Source organism: Steroidobacter agaridevorans (assembly GCF_009932555.1).
In the GTDB taxonomy this organism is placed as follows: domain Bacteria; phylum Pseudomonadota; class Gammaproteobacteria; order Steroidobacterales; family Steroidobacteraceae; genus Steroidobacter; species Steroidobacter agaridevorans.
Genome location: NZ_BLJO01000002.1, coordinates 231,220 through 247,606, shown reverse-complemented (window position 1 = coordinate 247,606; position 16,387 = coordinate 231,220). Strand labels below are relative to the sequence as shown.

16 protein-coding genes are annotated in these 16,387 nt (G+C 61.6%); 6 read left to right on the top strand and 10 right to left on the bottom strand.

Annotation, left to right across the window (positions count from 1 at the left end):
• Positions 1–3: 3 nt before the first annotated feature.
• Together ilvD and GYH35_RS07915 are read right to left on the bottom strand one after the other, a co-directional pair.
• A complete protein-coding gene (ilvD, locus tag GYH35_RS07920; RefSeq protein ID WP_161815102.1) occupies positions 4–1,719 on the bottom strand; it encodes a dihydroxy-acid dehydratase in 1,716 nt (571 codons plus the stop codon).
• 70 nt (positions 1,720–1,789) lie between these two features.
• Positions 1,790–3,175, bottom strand: coding sequence for a class II 3-deoxy-7-phosphoheptulonate synthase (locus tag GYH35_RS07915; protein WP_161815103.1), 1,386 nt, complete (start codon positions 3,173–3,175; stop codon positions 1,790–1,792).
• A 213-nt stretch (positions 3,176–3,388) separates the two neighbouring features.
• Here GYH35_RS07915 and GYH35_RS07910 point away from each other — a divergent pair, with 213 nt between their 5' ends.
• From GYH35_RS07910 to GYH35_RS07890, 5 genes are all read left to right on the top strand, one after another.
• Complete coding sequence (locus tag GYH35_RS07910) at positions 3,389–4,546, top strand: saccharopine dehydrogenase family protein (protein WP_161828112.1); 1,158 nt, start codon at positions 3,389–3,391, stop codon at positions 4,544–4,546.
• Between the two features lies 1 nt (position 4,547).
• Entirely contained in the window at positions 4,548–6,065 is a 1,518-nt protein-coding gene (gene amaB / locus GYH35_RS07905) for an L-piperidine-6-carboxylate dehydrogenase (protein WP_161828111.1), read from the top strand.
• Positions 6,066–6,118: 53 nt separating this feature from the next.
• Positions 6,119–7,093 carry a ketopantoate reductase family protein gene (locus GYH35_RS07900; protein ID WP_161828110.1) on the top strand — a complete coding sequence of 325 codons (975 nt, stop codon included), beginning with the start codon at positions 6,119–6,121 and terminating at the stop codon, positions 7,091–7,093.
• 210 nt (positions 7,094–7,303) lie between these two features.
• Entirely contained in the window at positions 7,304–7,723 is a 420-nt protein-coding gene (locus GYH35_RS07895) for a contact-dependent growth inhibition system immunity protein (RefSeq protein ID WP_161828109.1), read from the top strand.
• A 246-nt stretch (positions 7,724–7,969) separates the two neighbouring features.
• A complete protein-coding gene (locus GYH35_RS07890; RefSeq protein WP_161828108.1) occupies positions 7,970–8,608 on the top strand; it encodes a glutathione S-transferase family protein in 639 nt (212 codons plus the stop codon).
• A gap of 53 nt (positions 8,609–8,661) precedes the next feature.
• On the opposite strand, the gene GYH35_RS07885 is transcribed toward GYH35_RS07890, so the two are convergent.
• From GYH35_RS07885 to GYH35_RS07870, 4 genes are all read right to left on the bottom strand, one after another.
• Complete coding sequence (locus GYH35_RS07885; RefSeq protein WP_161828107.1) at positions 8,662–9,039, bottom strand: tetratricopeptide repeat protein; 378 nt, start codon at positions 9,037–9,039, stop codon at positions 8,662–8,664.
• Positions 9,008–10,165, bottom strand: a complete 1,158-nt coding sequence (locus GYH35_RS07880) for a serine hydrolase domain-containing protein (RefSeq protein WP_161828106.1) — start codon at positions 10,163–10,165, stop codon at positions 9,008–9,010. Before GYH35_RS07880 ends, GYH35_RS07885 begins: the two co-directional genes overlap by 32 nt.
• A 601-nt stretch (positions 10,166–10,766) precedes the next feature.
• Entirely contained in the window at positions 10,767–11,393 is a 627-nt protein-coding gene (locus GYH35_RS07875; protein WP_161828105.1) for a M23 family metallopeptidase, read from the bottom strand.
• Positions 11,394–11,402: 9 nt separating this feature from the next.
• A complete protein-coding gene (locus GYH35_RS07870; RefSeq protein WP_202624158.1) occupies positions 11,403–12,263 on the bottom strand; it encodes a LysR family transcriptional regulator in 861 nt (286 codons plus the stop codon).
• Positions 12,264–12,418: 155 nt separating this feature from the next.
• Here GYH35_RS07870 and budA point away from each other — a divergent pair, with 155 nt between their 5' ends.
• The gene (gene budA, locus GYH35_RS07865; RefSeq protein WP_161828103.1) at positions 12,419–13,270 is read left to right on the top strand and encodes an acetolactate decarboxylase; all 852 of its coding nucleotides are present in this window, start codon (positions 12,419–12,421) and stop codon (positions 13,268–13,270) included.
• 34 nt (positions 13,271–13,304) lie between these two features.
• On the opposite strand, the gene GYH35_RS07860 is transcribed toward budA, so the two are convergent.
• From GYH35_RS07860 to GYH35_RS07845, 4 genes are all read right to left on the bottom strand, one after another.
• Complete coding sequence (locus tag GYH35_RS07860; protein ID WP_161828102.1) at positions 13,305–13,952, bottom strand: hypothetical protein; 648 nt, start codon at positions 13,950–13,952, stop codon at positions 13,305–13,307.
• A gap of 19 nt (positions 13,953–13,971) precedes the next feature.
• Positions 13,972–15,360: a selenium-binding family protein gene (locus tag GYH35_RS07855; protein ID WP_161815114.1), complete on the bottom strand. Its 1,389-nt coding sequence runs from the start codon at positions 15,358–15,360 to the stop codon at positions 13,972–13,974.
• A 265-nt stretch (positions 15,361–15,625) separates the two neighbouring features.
• Complete coding sequence (locus tag GYH35_RS07850; protein WP_161815115.1) at positions 15,626–16,090, bottom strand: anthrone oxygenase family protein; 465 nt, start codon at positions 16,088–16,090, stop codon at positions 15,626–15,628.
• Positions 16,091–16,159: 69 nt separating this feature from the next.
• Positions 16,160–16,387 (bottom strand): DUF3418 domain-containing protein (locus tag GYH35_RS07845; protein ID WP_161828101.1); only part of this gene is annotated, 228 nt, incomplete at its 5' end.

The following is a 16,387-nucleotide window of genomic DNA, read 5'->3' as shown; positions in this document are numbered from 1 at the left end:
GTATCAGTGGCTCTCGCACGCATCGCCGTCAGTGATCGCACCCAACGAGGCGCTGCTGACTTCGCGAGCATACTTTGCGAGCACGCCGCGGCGGGCGTAAGGCTCGGGTGCCTTCCAGCTCGCACGACGCTTCGACATTTCAGCATCGCTCACCGCGACCTGAATCTCACGCGCCACCGCATCGATCGTGATCTGATCGCCATCGCGAATCAAACCGATCGGGCCGCCGACAGCCGCTTCCGGCGCGATGTGACCGACGACGAAACCGCGGCTGCCGCCGGAGAAACGACCGTCGGTGATCAACGCAACCTTGTCCGCGAGGCCCGCGCCCGCAATCGCGCTGGTCGGGCTCAACATCTCACGCATGCCCGGACCACCCTTGGGGCCTTCGTAGCGAATCACCACGACATCGCCCGCCTCGACCTTGCCATCGAGAATGGCCTGCACAGACGCCTCTTCGCCATCGAACACCCGAGCGCGGCCGGTGAATGACAACCCTTCCTTGCCTGTGATCTTCGCGACCGAGCCTTCCGGGGCCAGGTTGCCATAGAGCACGACCAGGTGGCTCTCGGGCTTGATGGGATTGTTGAAGGCGTAAACGATGTCCTGGTTCTTCGGATACGGCTTCACGCTCTTCAGATTCTGCGCGAGCGTCTTGCCGGTGACGGTCAAGCAATCCCCGTGCAGCAGCCCTTCCTTCAGCAGGATCTTCATCAAGGGCTGAATGCCGCCGATGCGCACCAGCTCCGACATCATGTACTTGCCGCTCGGGCGCAGGTCGGCGAGCACCGGCACTTTCTTGCCGATGCGAGTGAAATCATCGAGCTCGAGCTTCACGTTCGCGGAGTGCGCGATGGCCAGCAGATGAAGCACGGCGTTGGTCGAGCCGCCGAGTGCGATGACCGTGGTGATCGCATTCTCGAACGCTTCGCGCGTCATGATCTGCGAAGGCGTGATGCCGAGCTTCGCAAGCTTCACGACCGCCTTGCCGGCGTTCTTGCAGTCCTCGATCTTCTGTTTCGAGACTGCATCCTGCGCGGAGCTGCCGGGCAGGCTCATGCCCATGGCTTCGATCGCCGACGCCATGGTGTTCGCGGTGTACATACCGGCGCAGCTGCCCGGCCCCGGAATGGCCTTGCGCTCGATCTCGTCCATTTGTTTCTGCGTGATCTTGCCGCTGGTGAGCGCGCCGCGCGCCTCGAACACGGAGATCACATCGAGATGGCCCGCGCCCGGACGAATCGTGCCGCCGTACACAAACACGGCCGGACGATCCAGGCGCGCGAGCGCCATCATGCAGCCCGGCATGTTCTTGTCGCAGCCGCCGATCGCGACTACGCCATCGAAGCCCTGCGCACCGGAGACGGTTTCAATCGAGTCCGCGATCACCTCGCGTGACACGAGCGAATAACGCATGCCGGGCGCGCCGTTGGAAATACCGTCAGACACGGTGATCGTGCCAAACGTGGTGCTCTTGCCGCCGGATGAATCGACCGCGGCCGCCGCGGCCTTCGCGAGCTTGTCGATGTGCATATTGCACGGCGTGAGATTGCTCCAGGTGGAGGCAATGCCGATCGCCGGCTTCTTGAAGTCCGCATCCTTGTAGCCGACCGCCCGCAGCATGGCGCGGCTCGGGGCCTGTTTCAGGCCATCGACGACTTCACTGGAGTAGCGGCGGAAATTGACGGCGGGCTTGGGAGCTTGCTTTTTCGTGGCCATAGGAACGACGCGAAAGGAAGATCGAGGCGACGGCCACTATTGTAGTGGCCGCCGCCGAGTACAGGGCAAGTTAGATATTTATAACGGCGCTCTTCTGCGCGCCTTTTTTCGAGTGCAAACCAGCGATACGCATGGCCAGCTCCAGCGCCTGCTCATGATTCAGACGCGGATCGACCTGCGATTTATAGGCGCGCGCGAGGTCTGCATCCGTCAGACCCCGAGCGCCGCCCGTGCATTCGGTGACATCCTCACCTGTGAGCTCGAAATGCACACCCCCGAGCCAAGAACCCAATTCGCGGTGGATTCGGAACGCCGACTCCAACTCGCTGACGATATTTTCGAAGCGCCGTGTCTTCAGCCCCGACGTGGCCGTCTCGGTATTGCCGTGCATGGGATCGCAGATCCACAGCACCGGGCTGCCCGTCGCACGCACCGCCTGAATCAGCGGCGGCAGGCGCTTCTCGATGTCCTTCGCCCCCATGCGATGGATCAGCACGATCCGGCCGGGCTCGTTGTTCGGATTGAGGGTGGCAAGCAGGCCCTGCACCCACTCCGCGCTCATCGACGGGCCCACTTTGATGCCCATCGGATTGGAGATGCCGCGGAAGAATTCGACGTGCGCGCCATCGAGCGCCGCGGTACGCATGCCGATCCAGGGCATGTGCGTACCCAGGTTGTACCAACGCTGCGAGCGTGGGATGAAGCGCGTTTGCGACTGCTCGAGCAGCAGATGCAGCGCTTCATGACTCGTATAAAAGCGCGTGGTGGTGCTCTCGTGAATCGGTTGGCCGGAGGCCGCTTCGAAGAAGTCGAGCGATTCGGAAATCGAGTGCACGACCTTTTCGTACGAATCCTTCAAGGGCGAATGCCGCACGAAATCCAGATCCCAGTATTCGGGGTGATGCAGGTCGGCGAAGCCGCCATCGATCAACGAGCGGACGAAGTTCAGGGTCAGCGCCGAGCGCTCGTAGCCTCGCAGCAGCAGCGACGGATCGGGCGTGCGGTCCTCGGCGGTGAAGCCTGGACGATTGACGTTCGCGCCACGGTAGCTCGGCAGCGTCACGCCATCGCGGGTCTCGGTGTCCGCCGAGCGCGGCTTTGCATACTGCCCGGCCATGCGACCGACGCGGATCACCGGCTTCTTCAAGCCATAGACCAGCACCAGGCTCATCTGCAGCAGGATCTTCAGCTTCTTGGCGATCTTGTCGGACTCGCAGTCCTCGAAGGTCTCGGCGCAGTCGCCCCCCTGGAGCAGGAAGCGCTCGCCGCGCTGCGCGGAGGCAATCTGCTCCTTCAGCGCTTCAATTTCCCAGGAAACCACCAGCGGCGGCAGCCGGGAGAGCTCGGAGACGACGCTGTCGAGCGCGGCTTGATCGGGATAGGTGGCCTGCTGCTGTGCCTGCCTGGACTGCCAGCTCGAGGGATGCCAATGAATCAGGTCGGGAGTACGCGTCATAGCGGGGCGGGAGCCTAGCACCCGATCCGTGCGAAGCAAACGGATGCCGGTGGAAAATTGCATACAGTTTGAGCAAAAACTGCCGGTAGGCCTGCCCCTGCCCGCCGCGGCGTTTACAGCTTTGGGCGTTCAGGCCTTTAATGACGCCCTTTGGCCCCCAGCACAGCGCCCGGCCGGGCCGTAGCGCCCGGCCTTGCAGGCAAAGGAGCACGCATGGCGAAGGTTCTGATTCTCGGCGCCGGCAAGATCGGCGCGCTGATTTCCGGACTGCTGGCGGAGTCCGGCTCATACGAGGTGCACCTTGGCGATGTGAGCGCCAACGCCGCCAATGCGGTGGTGAGCGCGCATCGACTGACCCACCTGCACGCGCACCATGTTGATGCAGGCAATGCCGAGGCACTGCGCGCTCAACTCCAGAAGCATCCCGTCGACGCAGTCATTTCCAGTCTGCCCTACTACTGCAACGTCGGGGTCGCCGAAGCCGCGCGCCAAGCCGGCACCCATTACTTCGATCTCACCGAAGACGTCGAAGTCACTCGCGGTGTTCGCAAGATCGCCGAGGGCGCATCGCAAGCCTTCGTTCCTCAATGCGGCCTTGCCCCGGGCTTCATCTCCATCGCGGCGAATGAGCTCATCGGTCATTTCGACGAGCTGCGCGCGGTGAAGCTGCGTGTCGGCGCCCTGCCCCAGCATCCCCACAACGTCTTGAAGTACTCGCTGACCTGGTCGACCGAAGGCTTGATCAACGAATACGGCAATCCGTGCGAAGCCATCGTCGACAGCCGGCGGCTCGAAGTCGCGCCGCTCGAAGGGCTGGAGGAGATCGAGATCGACGGCACGCTCTACGAAGCCTTCAATACCTCCGGCGGCTTGGGCTCGCTCGCCGAGACCTACGGCTCGCGCGTGCAGAACATGGATTACAAGACCATGCGCTATCCCGGCCACTGCGATCAGATGCGGCTGCTGATGAACGATCTGAAGCTCAACCACGATCGCGATACGCTCAAGCGCATTCTGGAAAACGCCGTGCCGCAGACCCTGCAGGACGTGGTTGTCATTTATGTCGCGGTCACCGGCAAGCAGGACGGTGAGTTGCGCGAGGAGAACTACGTCAACAAGGTCTACCCGCAAGTGATCGCGGGCCGGCTGTGGTCGGCGATTCAAGTGACGACCGCCTCGGGCATTTGCGCCGTCGTCGATCTGGTGATCAATAGCGGCGGCAAGCATCATGGCTTCGTGCGCCAGGAAGACTTTCGTCTGCAGGACGTGCTGACGAATCGCTTCGGCAAGCACTACGCCGCGGTCGGCGGCAAAGAAGTGTCCGGTCACATCGTCGTGAGCGGACAGACCGGACATCAACGCAGGCACTGATATGCGCGAACTATTCTCGGCCTTGGATTTGAATGAAACGAACGCCGGCGCCTGGTCGGGCGACGGCTGGTCGAACGATACCTCCGGCCCCCTGATCGATTCGGTCAACCCGACGACGGGCGATCTATTGGGCCGCGTGCGCGGCGCGACCGTGGCGGACTACGAGCGCATTCTCGTTTCCTCGCGCCGCGTGTTCGATCAATGGAAGGTCGTGCCGGCCCCGAAACGCGGTGAGGCCATTCGTCTGGTTTCGGAGGAGTTGCGCAAACACAAGAGCGCGCTCGGCAGCCTCGTGACCCTCGAGGTCGGCAAGATCAAAGCCGAGGGCGATGGCGAAGTGCAGGAGATGATCGATATCGGCGACTTCGCGGTCGGCCAGTCGCGCATGCTCTATGGCCAGACCATGCATTCGGAGCGGCCGTTCCATCGCATGTATGAGCAGTGGCATCCGCTCGGCGTCGTCGGCATCATCAGTGCCTTCAACTTCCCGGTCGCGGTGTGGTCGTGGAATGCGTTCCTTGCGGCGATCTGCGGCGATGTGAGTATCTGGAAGCCCTCGCCGAAGGCGCCGCTGTGCGCCGTCGCCGTGCAGAAGCTCGTGAATCGCGTGCTCGAGCGGCACGGCTTTCCCGGTATCTTCCAGCTCTTGATCGCGGGCAATGACCTTGCGGAGAAGCTGGTCGACGATCGGCGTGTCGATCTCGTGTCGTTCACCGGCTCGACGGCGGTCGGTCGCAAGGTCGGTGAGCGCGTCGCCGCCCGTCTGGGCAAAAGCCTGCTCGAGCTCGGCGGCAACAACGGCATCATCGTCGATGAGTTCGCGAATCTCGATCTCGCCGTGCCGTCGATTGTGTTCGGCGCGGTCGGCACCGCGGGCCAGCGCTGCACCAGCACGCGTCGCGTGTTCGTCCACGAGTCGCGCTCGAAGGAGCTTGAGCAGCGACTGCTCCGCGCCTACTCGCAGGTGCGCATCGGCGATCCGCTGAAGTCCGAGACATTGATGGGCCCGCTCATCGACGAGGCCTCCGTGCAGCGCTATCTGCAAGCCATCGATAAGGCGCAGCGCGCGGGCGGCACGGTGCTCTGTGGGGGCAAGGCCAAGCCACCGGGCAACTTCGTCGAGCCCACGATCATTCGGGCGCGGGCGGATTGGGAGATCGTGCAGACCGAAACGTTCGCACCCATTCTGTATCTCATCGAGTATCAATCGCTCGACGAGGCCATCGCCCTGCATAACTCCTCGCATCACGGGCTGTCGTCGGCGATTTTCACCGACAACGTGCGTCACGCCGAAAGATTCTTGTCGGCGTTGGGCAGCGACTGCGGTATCGCCAACGTGAACATCGGCACCTCGGGCGCCGAGATCGGCGGCGCGTTCGGCGGTGAAAAGGATACCGGTGGCGGTCGCGAGTCGGGCTCCGACAGCTGGAAGGCGTACATGCGACGCCAGACGAACACCATCAACTGGAGCCGCGAGCTGCCGCTCGCCCAGGGCATCGACTTCAAAGTGATGGGCTGATCTCGTCAGGCTTGATAGCCTCCCCGCCTTCGTGATGTCGATGGGAGACTTCCGTGGCACGTAGTGAGTTCGCGATCGTGGGCGCCGGCGCGCTCGGTTCCATCCTGGCCGCTCATCTGATTCGCAACGGCCGCTCGGTCGCTCTGCTCGCCCGCGGTCAGCGCGCTCAGCAGCTGCGCGAGCAAGGGCTTCGTATCAAGGGGCTCAGCGAGATTGCCATGCCCGTGGAAGTGATCACGGATCCCGCTCAGCTGCGCGAGACCGGGACGCTCATCATTGCCACCAAGACGCCGGGATCCGAGCAGACGATGGCCTCGCTGCGCCATGTGAAGGTCGATCGTGCGGTGTCGATTCAAAACGGCGTGATGAAAGACGAGCTGCTGTCGCAGACCTACGGACGCGAGCACACGCTCGGCGCGCTGGCCGACACGAGTGGTGAGTTGCTGGCCTCGGGTGAGGTGCTATTCACACGCAATGTGAATTTGTTCGTCGGCGAGTTGGATGGCTCGATGAGCGATACCGCTCGCGGCATCGTGAAAACGATCGACGATGCCGGCGTGCGCGCCACGCTCGTTCCAGACATCGTCTCGCGCGAGTGGAGCAAGTTCGTCGGCTGGGTCGGCTTCGTCAGCCTGTCGCTCACGACGCGGGTGGTCACCTGGAAATTCCTGTCCGATCCCGATGCAGCACTACTGATCGCGCGACTGACTCGCGAGTTAGGTTCGCTCGCCCGTGCGCTCGGCATCGCGTTGACCGAAGATCGCGCCATCCTGCCGCTGGGCCTGGTGATGAATGGCACCGAGGCTGAAGCGGTCGCAGCGGTCCAGAAGGTCGGCGCCGATTATCAGACGAAGGCGCCGGAGCATCGCATGTCGTCGCTGCAGGACTTGCTCGCGGGCCGCCCACTCGAGATCCATGAGACGTTGGGCTATGCGCTGCGTAAAGCCAAGGAGCTCAATCTTGCATTGCCTCTGTTGGCGAGCCTCTACTCGCTGGTCAGCGCCATCGACCGCACGCGAGATCGGTAACTTCCCGAGGCGACTCCGTTCGTTCTATGTCCTAGCGCTCTCCGTAGCACATCGATTCTCGCGATCGATGATGATCGCGGCTCGCACTGTCGTTTGTCACAGAGGCTTGACGGACCTCCCCAGGTGGCCCTCGCTGGCGAACAGCAGGTTCAAATCCCCTCCGCACATTCGATTCCCGTCGTCCTGCTGAACCACTAGGGTAGATCCATCATGCCCACCAAAGAAGTCCTTGAATGCACGCTAGATGAACTCGAGGGCGTGACCTGGGGCGAGGCGGACTATCAATCGCACCTCGTGACCGAGTGCCATCGACTCAGAACAGTACCGATCGGAAGGTTCACGGTTGAGAATCTGCGAATCATGATCGGTCAGCAGCTTGGACTGCCATTCCTTGTGCCCTTGGCCCTCGACAAACTCGAGGAGAATCCATTTGCCGAAGGTGACTTCTATCGGGGAGACCTACTGCTTATGGTTTTAAAGGTGAAGTCGGAGTTCTGGCAACGCAATTCCGATCTCCTCTCTCGCCTCTGTGCGGTCATGGCTGAGGTGCAGAGTCTCATCGAGTTCGTCAACGAAGAGGCGTTACCCGAGTGGAATTCTCACTTCGGCCAGACAATGGGCCCAGGATAGCTATGCAAGCAGAGAGCATTTTACCTCCGGTCAGGTCCGCTCTGGCCATATACACGCGATCACCTCACACGGATCCGCACGCAGACTGAAGGAACAACGTGTAGCGCTTCCGCGAAATGTCGTGCAGAGCTACCAGTGGCCGCGCAATTTGCACGAGGCTCCATCAAGCGAATCCAGGCCGGGTAAATGCAGGGACCTCTCCGGCTGCATCGGCGTTTATTGCCTGGAAGCAACGGAGTACATGTCATGAAACTGTATGGACATTTTATCAGCGTCACGACCCTGCAAGTCGTCACACTCCTGTGTGCGAAGAATCACCGCGCCGAGCTCGTGATCGTGGACGTGTTCGCGCGTGAGCAGAAAAAGCCGCAGCACCTCGCCAGGCATCCTTTTGGACACATCCCGGTGATCGAGGACGATGGCTTCTGGCTTTACGAGACGCACGCAATACTGAGATATCTCGATGCCCGGCTCCCCGGCCCCTTACATGCGCCAACAGTGCTGCGCGATCGTGCGCGCATGGATCAATGGTTGTGCATCGAGCAGAACTATCTCGTGCCGGCCGCCAAGAAGATCATGGCGCGCGACTACGCCAAGATGATGGGACAACCCGATCCCGGCGAGGGCATCGTCGAGGCAGGCAAGCGTGAGCTGCCGGTCGCGCTCGATCAGTTCGGCGCATGGATTGCCAACAAACCCTATGTTGCCGGCGACACATTCAGCCTTGCGGATATCTGCTGGTGGGCGATGTTGCGGCAGATGAGTCAGATGAAACCGCTCGATGACTCACGAATCCTACCTTGGTGGACGCGCGTGGACGGACGCACTCAATGCCGCCAAGCCGTAGAGATCCTCGCCAGCGCCGATCCGGGTCCGCGCCTCTAGGGTTTCGCTGGGCGCTTCTTCGGGATCGACTAGCGCAGGCTTTCGAATCGCGCTCATCTCCCTGAGCGAGCCCTCTGTGCTTTGGCCACAATTCTCATCCAACGTCGATCGGACTGCAGGATGCGCAGCTCTGCTCTGTCGAGATCGAGTTTGGCGTCCGAACTGCGCAGTGCGCGATCGAGTCGTTCGAATGCCGTGTCAATCCGTCCTTGTGCGGCAGCTATGACGGCCAGCATGAATGTGGACGACGCAGGACTCTCGCCTTGCTTCGCTGCTTGCAACAGGGCCGCTTCGGCACCCGGCACATCATGCAGTTCATAGCGTGCTACTCCGAGTTGATGCCATGCTTCATCGTCACCGGGCATCGCTGTAACGACCTTGACTAGCGCCACCTCCGCATCAGCCCACTGGCGCTTTCTGGCCAGCGACATCGCGACCTCTCTGTTCATCGGTTGCAGCTGGCGCGCCTGCGCCACGATGCGCGCCAAGAGCGGCAAGGGCGATCTCACGTGCGCTCGATCCGCCGAGATTGGCGGCGACCGCGACACCGACGTCAGTGTCCGGCGAGAAGCCGATATAACTACTGTGGCCATCGACTTCTCCGGAATGTTCGAGTGTGATCGTGCCATCGGGGTCCCGGATGACCAACCAACCCCGACCGCCGCCGGCCTGCCAGCTGGATCCAAGTGTGCGCACGGCCCGGAGTGACTGCATACCGGCAGCATCGAGCACCTCTCCACGACTCTCCGGTTCGATCTGATAGCGAAGAAACTTCGCGAGATCTCCGGCAGTGCTGGTAATCCCTCCAAAGCCCGCAACTTCACCAAAGACCCAACGCGGACGAGGGATGCGCGGCTCGTCCTCAGGCCAGTAATGCACAGCAAGCCGGCGCTCATCGGCGGGCGACAGATCGATCTTGGAATGGGACATGCCCAGAGGCTCGAATATACGTTCGCGAAGCACATCCTCGAAACGTTGCCCCGCGGCTTTTTCGACGACATGGCCGAGCAGCGCATAGCCCCAGTTCGAATAACTTCGTCCAGGCTCGACGCGCCGTACGTCGGGATTCGACAACGAGGCATAGAGCGCGGCCACGCTATAAGGCTGCATGACCCCATCGACATCGACGCGGTTTGGAGGATTCGGTGGCAGGCGGGCTGTATGGGTCGCGAGCTCATCAAGCGTGATGTCGGCGAGGTCGGGGCGAATAGACACACCCGGAAGCCGTGCCACCAGGCTGTCGGACCACTTGATCGATCTTTCGGCAACAAGGTCCGCGATCAAGGAGGCCGTGAAGATCTTGGTCACGGATCCGACCTGGATGAGCGTATCGGACGTCATGGGCAAGGAAGACGCCAGGTCGCGCAACCCAAAGCTCCGCTCCCAGATCGCGCCGTCGGGCATGACGATCGCAACCTGGGCGCCTGGAATTTGCCGCTCGGCCATCACGGTAGTGACATCCGCCGCTATCGCGGAGTCGCGGGCTGCAGCCGCCGCATCGGCCTGCGTCGTCTGGGCTGCCGCAAGCGGCGCTGCCAAGAGCAACGCCGTTGTCATGATCATTCCGTTGAAACGCATGGTGATGCCTCGATCTTGAGCGAGCCGAGCACGCGAACCCTAATCGAGACCGCAGGAACAGGGCAAATCGCTTCGTGGGGATCATCCACCAGGGCCTCAAATCACGAGATGATCGCAGCGCCGCTCGCCGCAAACGAAACGTCCTGCTACGAAAGGCCGACGGTATCAGATGGCAGCCCTAGCCTTTGAAGAAGGCGATACCCGGGCCGAGATCGAACGGCACCTCGACCTGATGAGCTGCCGCGTATAGCTCTCGGAATCAAAGATCCGGCGTTCACCGGACTCGAGCCTTCACAGATTCCGTTACTCGCAGGTATAGTCTTCGGGTCGACCACGAAGTCCTTTATTTGGCCGAAGCACCCAATGAACCGTGTTTTTACTTGGAAAGGTCTCGCTATCGGGGTTGGACTGGTTTTGGCCGCTGCATTCCTATGCTTGATCGGCGGCAATACAGATATGGCTTCAGCGCTAATCGTCGTTGCTGTAGTCGAAGGAGTCTTCCACGCAGTTCTCGTGGCATTTGTATCGTCCAAAAGCAAGCAACACGTGCCACGCGCTACCTGATCGGAAGACTGCCGCCTCAACAGGCGGCTGCCCGATACGTACCGTCTTTCACCACCGCCCCAGTCGGCAGATTGCAGAACTGCGGGTTCCTCTCACGCTTGCCTCCCTCGTTGTCCAGAAGAAAGCCGCCGCTGTCGATCGGCGCTCTTCGGTCCGGAACGGCCACTTCGAAATGTACGTGATCGAGCATGGCGCAGCCGACTGCCGCCTCATTGCCAATGAAGGCACCTGCCGCCACGAAGTCGCCGATTTTCAGCTTTGCGAGTTCGCTCACTGAGCCTCGTGCGAGGTGCGAATAGTTGGTCCATTCGCCATTCGCGTGCTCAATCCACACATAGTTGTTGCGGCATTCCGCGGCCGCCCGGCCGCTCTGTTGCTCGTGAAACGAATCTTGAATCGCCGTCACGCGCCCGGCTGCCGCTGCCACGACTCGATAAGGTTGTGATCCCTCGATGGCAAAAAAATCGATTCGCCCCCGCGGCCGATGGCTCGTGAAATCGTCGAAGACCTTGACGACTGTACCGTCCTCGTACGGAAGGCGGTAGATTCCCTGGCTCCTGAGCGCTTCCACCCCCGTTTGCTCCGCGACGGAAGCGCTGCCAAGCGCACAGCAGGAAATGATGATGCACGTCCACTTAATCATGATGTCCCCTTAGCCAAGCTTTCGCCGAAGAAAATCGATCACGGCGCGGACGCTCCTGGAGCGGTCCGCGCCGGCGACCCACAGCAATTTCACTTGGGGCTGAACCGGCGACCACCCCTGAAGTACTTCCGTCAATCTACCGTCCGCAATTGCGTCGCCGACGACAAAATCCGCCAATAGAGCAACGCCAGAGCCGGCCAGCACTGCGTCGCGCAGTGCGGCCGCGCTATTGGCGCGAAGAACCGGACGAATGCGGACGGCAGCTTGCTTTGCATTTCGCATCAATAGCCACGTATCGCCGGTGCGCAAGCCCTGAAACGCCAGACATCGATGCAATTGCAGATCTTCCGGGTGATCCAAGCGCGGTGCGCCTTTCAAATAGAGAGGCGAGGCGCACAGCAACCTGCGAATGGGTCGCAGCCCGGTTCCGATCAGGCCCGAGTCGTCGAAGGATCCGATGCGTAAGGCGATATCGATACGCGCGGAAATCAGGTCGACGTAATCGTCATCGAAAGTAACATCCAGCCGCAGCCGTGGATGCTCAGCCAGCAACTGAGGAATCAAGGGAGAAACGCAGCGTCGCCCGTAAGTGGACGGCACATGCAGCCTGACTACACCCGCGGGCTCGATCGATTGTCCATGCAACTCGGCGTTGATCTCGGCGATCGCGGACTCGAGTCTCCCGCTGTGCGCAAGCAATGACTCGCCAAGCGCCGTCAAGGCGACGCGGCGTGTGGAGCGCATGAACAACGGCCCTCCCACGCGCGCTTCGAGCGCGGCAATGCGACGACTCAACACGGATGGCGTACAGCCGATCTCCCTGGCTGCGCGCGCGAAATTCAGATGGCGGGCTGCGACAGCGAATGACATTAGTTCGCGCGCCTGCATAAGGGAGAGACTGTCCGACTCTTTCATTCTGAGCAATGGTGTGGTTCGAGCAGCGACGATGATCGCGGTCGCTTCAAGCTGCTAGGGTCTCATTGATTACCGCGAGGGTCGACATGCAAGCAGTGCAAAGACGATTCATGATCCGCAGCCTGGCGGCGGCAAGTCTGATTTTCGGCGGCTTGGCGCTGGCTGCACCGTCAGAGACGCCGCAGCGGGTCCGTGACGCCGCTGATGGTTGCCGCAGCACGTACTGCGCACAGGACGCAATCTTCCAGGCCGTACCGTTACAGGGACTCATGAGAGGTGTCCTGGAAAGTCCCGTGACGTTCGCGCTGCTGCTCGAGCATGGCGACTTCGGTCTGGGCGGAACGAGTCCGCTGGACGGTGAGGCCATCGTCCTCGACGGGCGCGCCTACCAGGCCCGGCTGGATGGTCAGCTTCGTCCGATAGAGCCCACTGAGCGCACGTCGGTGTTGTGGGTCAAGCGCTTTCAGCCGGACCGGCAGATTGCGATCGATGCCGTATCCAGTCTCGATACCCTCACGGCGCTGCTCGACGGCCAGGTTGGCTCTGTAAACCGGATGCATGCCGTCAGGCTGGATGGTCATTTCTCCCGCGTGACGCTACGTAGCGTACCGAGACAAGCACCTCCCTATCGTTCCGTGTCCGAGGTCGTGAAAGACCAGAATGTGTTCGTGTTGGAAAACGTGCAGGGAACCTTGGTCGGATACCGCTTTCCGGCATTTCTCTCGGGGGTCAACGCGCCCGGCTACCATTTTCACTTCGTGGATCTCGAACGCCGGCGCGGCGGACATGTGCTGGATCTGGCAAGTGCCTCATTGCTCGCCCAAATCGACACGACGCGCGCCATCACGCTCGTGGTCCCGGACGATGCGTTGTTCGACTCCACTGATTTCACCGCATCGCCTGGTGGATCCGACTATCAGCCCGCCCTCAGGCCCAACTTTCAGAGGCCAGCGCCGCGTTAGCGCTTCGCGAGCTTGTCGTTGATATGAACGTTCGTCAGCGCAACGCCATGACGAGCAGAATGACTCCCGCGCCGATCAATGCGAACACCCAGATGAGATCGATATTGATCCAGCTGCGACGAAGGAAGGCGAGACCCGCCCACTCATACACCACGATGGCAACAGCGCCAGCCGCGGCAAGCATGGCCAACGTGTGGATGCTGAGGGCTGCAAGGGCGGCGCCGACTCCAATGGACGAGAATGCCGCTACGTGGTGCGAGTGTTCGCTATGCGCATCGCCGATGGGCATGCCCAGGAGCACTGGGATCAACATGAGACCGGCGCCATGCGCTGTCGCCATCAGAAACGACCACAGCAGCAATTGAGCGCCGCTCACCTGCATTCCCGCGCGCCCGCGGTGACGAGCGACCAAGCGATACAGACCGAAGGCGATGAGCGCGACCGCCGCGCTTATCTCCAGTGCCGTGATATCGAAGAAGACACGCAATACACTGATCGCCACGATGACTGCTGCAACCGACAACGCGTGCCCCGCAGCGATCGGCAACAATGCCTGAAGCACGGCAGCGCGGCTCTCACGCTGAAGGCCGAGTGCGACGGCGAAGAGCCAGCCCATCGCAGGGTTCAGGCCGTGAAAGGCGCCCAAGCCCGCGAGCGCCACCCACGGCCATACCGCGTTCACGGCCTGATGGATGCGCGCGTCATGGATAGCAGAACGTGTCCGACGACGAGTCCCCACCCTCCAGGCGAATTTGATGTGCGCGGAAGCCTTCTTCCGCCGGAAGGAAGAACTCCGGATCGAGCTTCAGCCCGCCGTTCGGGTCCGCGTCGCACTTCACCATCCAGCCTTTGATCCCTTCCGGATAGAACTGCGCGTCCCAGGCGCGATACAGCCCGTTGGTGAAATAAACGCGCCGGCCGTCGCGACTGACTTCGACCATCTGTGGCCCGCCGTTCAGCGGCCCGCTAGCGGGATGCGGCGAATGATTCACGATGCCGCCCAGTCGGACCGAGTCGGTGAGGCGCGGATGAAACGGATCTGACACGTCGTATTGCCGGAAGTCACCTGTGCCCCAGCACGACACGTACAAGAATCGATCATCGAGCGACAGATTGATATCCGCGATGAGTGGCGGCACTGCCTTGAAGCCTTTCAACAACGGCGGCAGTTGATCGGGCTCGGCGGGCTCCGCCGGAATCTCGATCACCTTCTGGGCGGCCCACTGGCCATTCGAGCGATGCCACAGCCATACGGACGAGGACAAATCCTTCAGACTGATCACCACACCGGCGAAACCGTAGGCCTTCGTCGGGTCACGCGCCTGGCGCAGCTCGAGCACGAGCTGCTGTTCCGCGCCGAGATCGATCGACTGCACGTGCTTGCGCCGACGCAAATCCCATACGTGTAACTGGTGCCCATATTTCGAGCCGAGCAGCAGCTCCGGCACGAGCCCGTTTTCGATCATGTTGGGCGTGCCCCATTCGCTGGTGATCTGCACGTCATGACCGAGATGCCACGCGAAGTCATACGCGAGCTGCTGTGGGCCGCGGTCCACTTCCCAACGGCCGAGCACATCGAACGCATCGTGATCCAGCAGTAAGATGCCGCCGGGACCTTCACCATCCGGTGCACCGAGCGCGCTCACATAGATGCCTTCGGGTCCGCAATGCAGAGTATGCGGACGCGAGTATCCAGCGCGCCGATGAACTTCCTCTGGCTCGATCACCTTGATGATCTGCGGTGCGCGCGGGTCAGGCTTCGTGTCGAGAATGTGGATGCGTGAGGAGCGCAACCCCGGCACGATCAGGTAGCGCCGCTCGACGTGCGGATGCGGTGCGTAAGGACACAGCGCGGAGCTGCAGGCATTCCAGCCGAAGTGATGCAGCTCATCGCCGGCATTGGGCATCGGGGTGCGATTGATGAGCTCGCCATAACTCGACGATTGCGGATCGAGATCGACGACACCAAGCGCATCGGGCTCGGTGCCCTCGACGCTGAGAATCGCCATATAGGCAAGCTTCTCGGCCGGAGCCTGCATCGCCATTCGCGCGGACGGGTAGAACGTCGGATCGGGTGTCCAGGTTGCCATGGCGCCTCCGTAACGGTCGAGGCACGTGCGTGCACCGGAGGACATATGCATGCGCCCGAGCCCGTCGACCGATGTCGCGACGAGTGGGATGGAGAGTAAATGCGTCGCCTCCGCACCGGGATATTCTAGGTCAATCTCACTGACCCGGTTTGCCTCCGCTGCGTAGGACGGCCAGCAGCCTCTAGGCATTGAAAGCCCGTACGCGCGGCCCGTGAAAATCTCTTATTCCGATTTTGCACTTGCGGCCCACCGCAGCGTCGATGCGTCACCGCGAAATCTCGGCCACGAAAGCTATGGCTGCCAGCAGGCACGCGACGGTTCTCACATGATTCCAGCGCGTCCACGGCCCGCGATAGACAGGCCACTGCGCATCCATATCATCGCCCGGCGACGAGAGCTTCGCGAGCTGGTCGTTGAGCGGCACGTTGCACACCATCGTGACGCCGATCGAGCCGATCAGATAGAACAACGCGCCGACGACAACGAGGGGCGAATCGAGTCGGCCGACCAGCAGCACCAGGCACAGCAATGCCGTACCGAAGAAGACCAGGAAGAACAGCGGATTCAGGATGACGCGGTTGATGCTGTTCATCGCCGCGACCGCACCGGCGGCGGGCAGGCGGTCGAACGAGCGCATGATGGTGTTCGAGAAGATGAAGAACAGACCGGCGTTGAGGCCGCTGCCGACGGCCGCCAGGATCAGCAATGCGGTCCACAGATGAGCCTTCATGATTCCCCCATGCGATGCTCAGGCCGTACTGTAATCCAAGTCACTGCGGCCGTGCCGCCCGCAAAAGGTTCAGGCCGCGCGCTGGACTTCCACTCTCGCCTTTTCGATCTGATCGGCGATGCGCTTGTCCGACACCGGCAAGACGGCTTTCAGGTCCTGCGCGAATAGAGACACGCGGAACTCTTCGATCATCCATTGCAGCCGATCGAGCTCTGGATGCGTTTCGCCCTTGGGCGCTTGCGAGCGCAGTCGTTGATAAGCCTGCGTGGCCGGAGAGATCTGTTTCATCAAATCGGC

Excerpts from the sequence above, each read along its gene's own strand:
- budA (WP_161828103.1), top strand. The coding sequence starts at position 12,419 with ATGATCCGCAGCCTGGCGGCGGCAAGTCTGATTTTCGGCGGCTTGGCG.
- GYH35_RS07915 (WP_161815103.1), bottom strand. The coding sequence starts at position 3,175 with ATGACGCGTACTCCCGACCTGATTCATTGGCATCCCTCGAGCTGGCAG.
- amaB (WP_161828111.1), top strand. The coding sequence starts at position 4,548 with ATGCGCGAACTATTCTCGGCCTTGGATTTGAATGAAACGAACGCCGGC.
- GYH35_RS07850 (WP_161815115.1), bottom strand. The coding sequence starts at position 16,090 with ATGAAGGCTCATCTGTGGACCGCATTGCTGATCCTGGCGGCCGTCGGC.
- GYH35_RS07870 (WP_202624158.1), bottom strand. The coding sequence starts at position 12,263 with ATGTCATTCGCTGTCGCAGCCCGCCATCTGAATTTCGCGCGCGCAGCC.
- GYH35_RS07875 (WP_161828105.1), bottom strand. The coding sequence starts at position 11,393 with ATGATTAAGTGGACGTGCATCATCATTTCCTGCTGTGCGCTTGGCAGC.
- GYH35_RS07890 (WP_161828108.1), top strand. The coding sequence starts at position 7,970 with ATGAAACTGTATGGACATTTTATCAGCGTCACGACCCTGCAAGTCGTC.
- GYH35_RS07880 (WP_161828106.1), bottom strand. The coding sequence starts at position 10,165 with ATGACAACGGCGTTGCTCTTGGCAGCGCCGCTTGCGGCAGCCCAGACG.
- GYH35_RS07895 (WP_161828109.1), top strand. The coding sequence starts at position 7,304 with ATGCCCACCAAAGAAGTCCTTGAATGCACGCTAGATGAACTCGAGGGC.
- GYH35_RS07855 (WP_161815114.1), bottom strand. The coding sequence starts at position 15,360 with ATGGCAACCTGGACACCCGATCCGACGTTCTACCCGTCCGCGCGAATG.
- GYH35_RS07885 (WP_161828107.1), bottom strand. The coding sequence starts at position 9,039 with ATGTCGCTGGCCAGAAAGCGCCAGTGGGCTGATGCGGAGGTGGCGCTA.
- ilvD (WP_161815102.1), bottom strand. The coding sequence starts at position 1,719 with ATGGCCACGAAAAAGCAAGCTCCCAAGCCCGCCGTCAATTTCCGCCGC.
- GYH35_RS07910 (WP_161828112.1), top strand. The coding sequence starts at position 3,389 with ATGGCGAAGGTTCTGATTCTCGGCGCCGGCAAGATCGGCGCGCTGATT.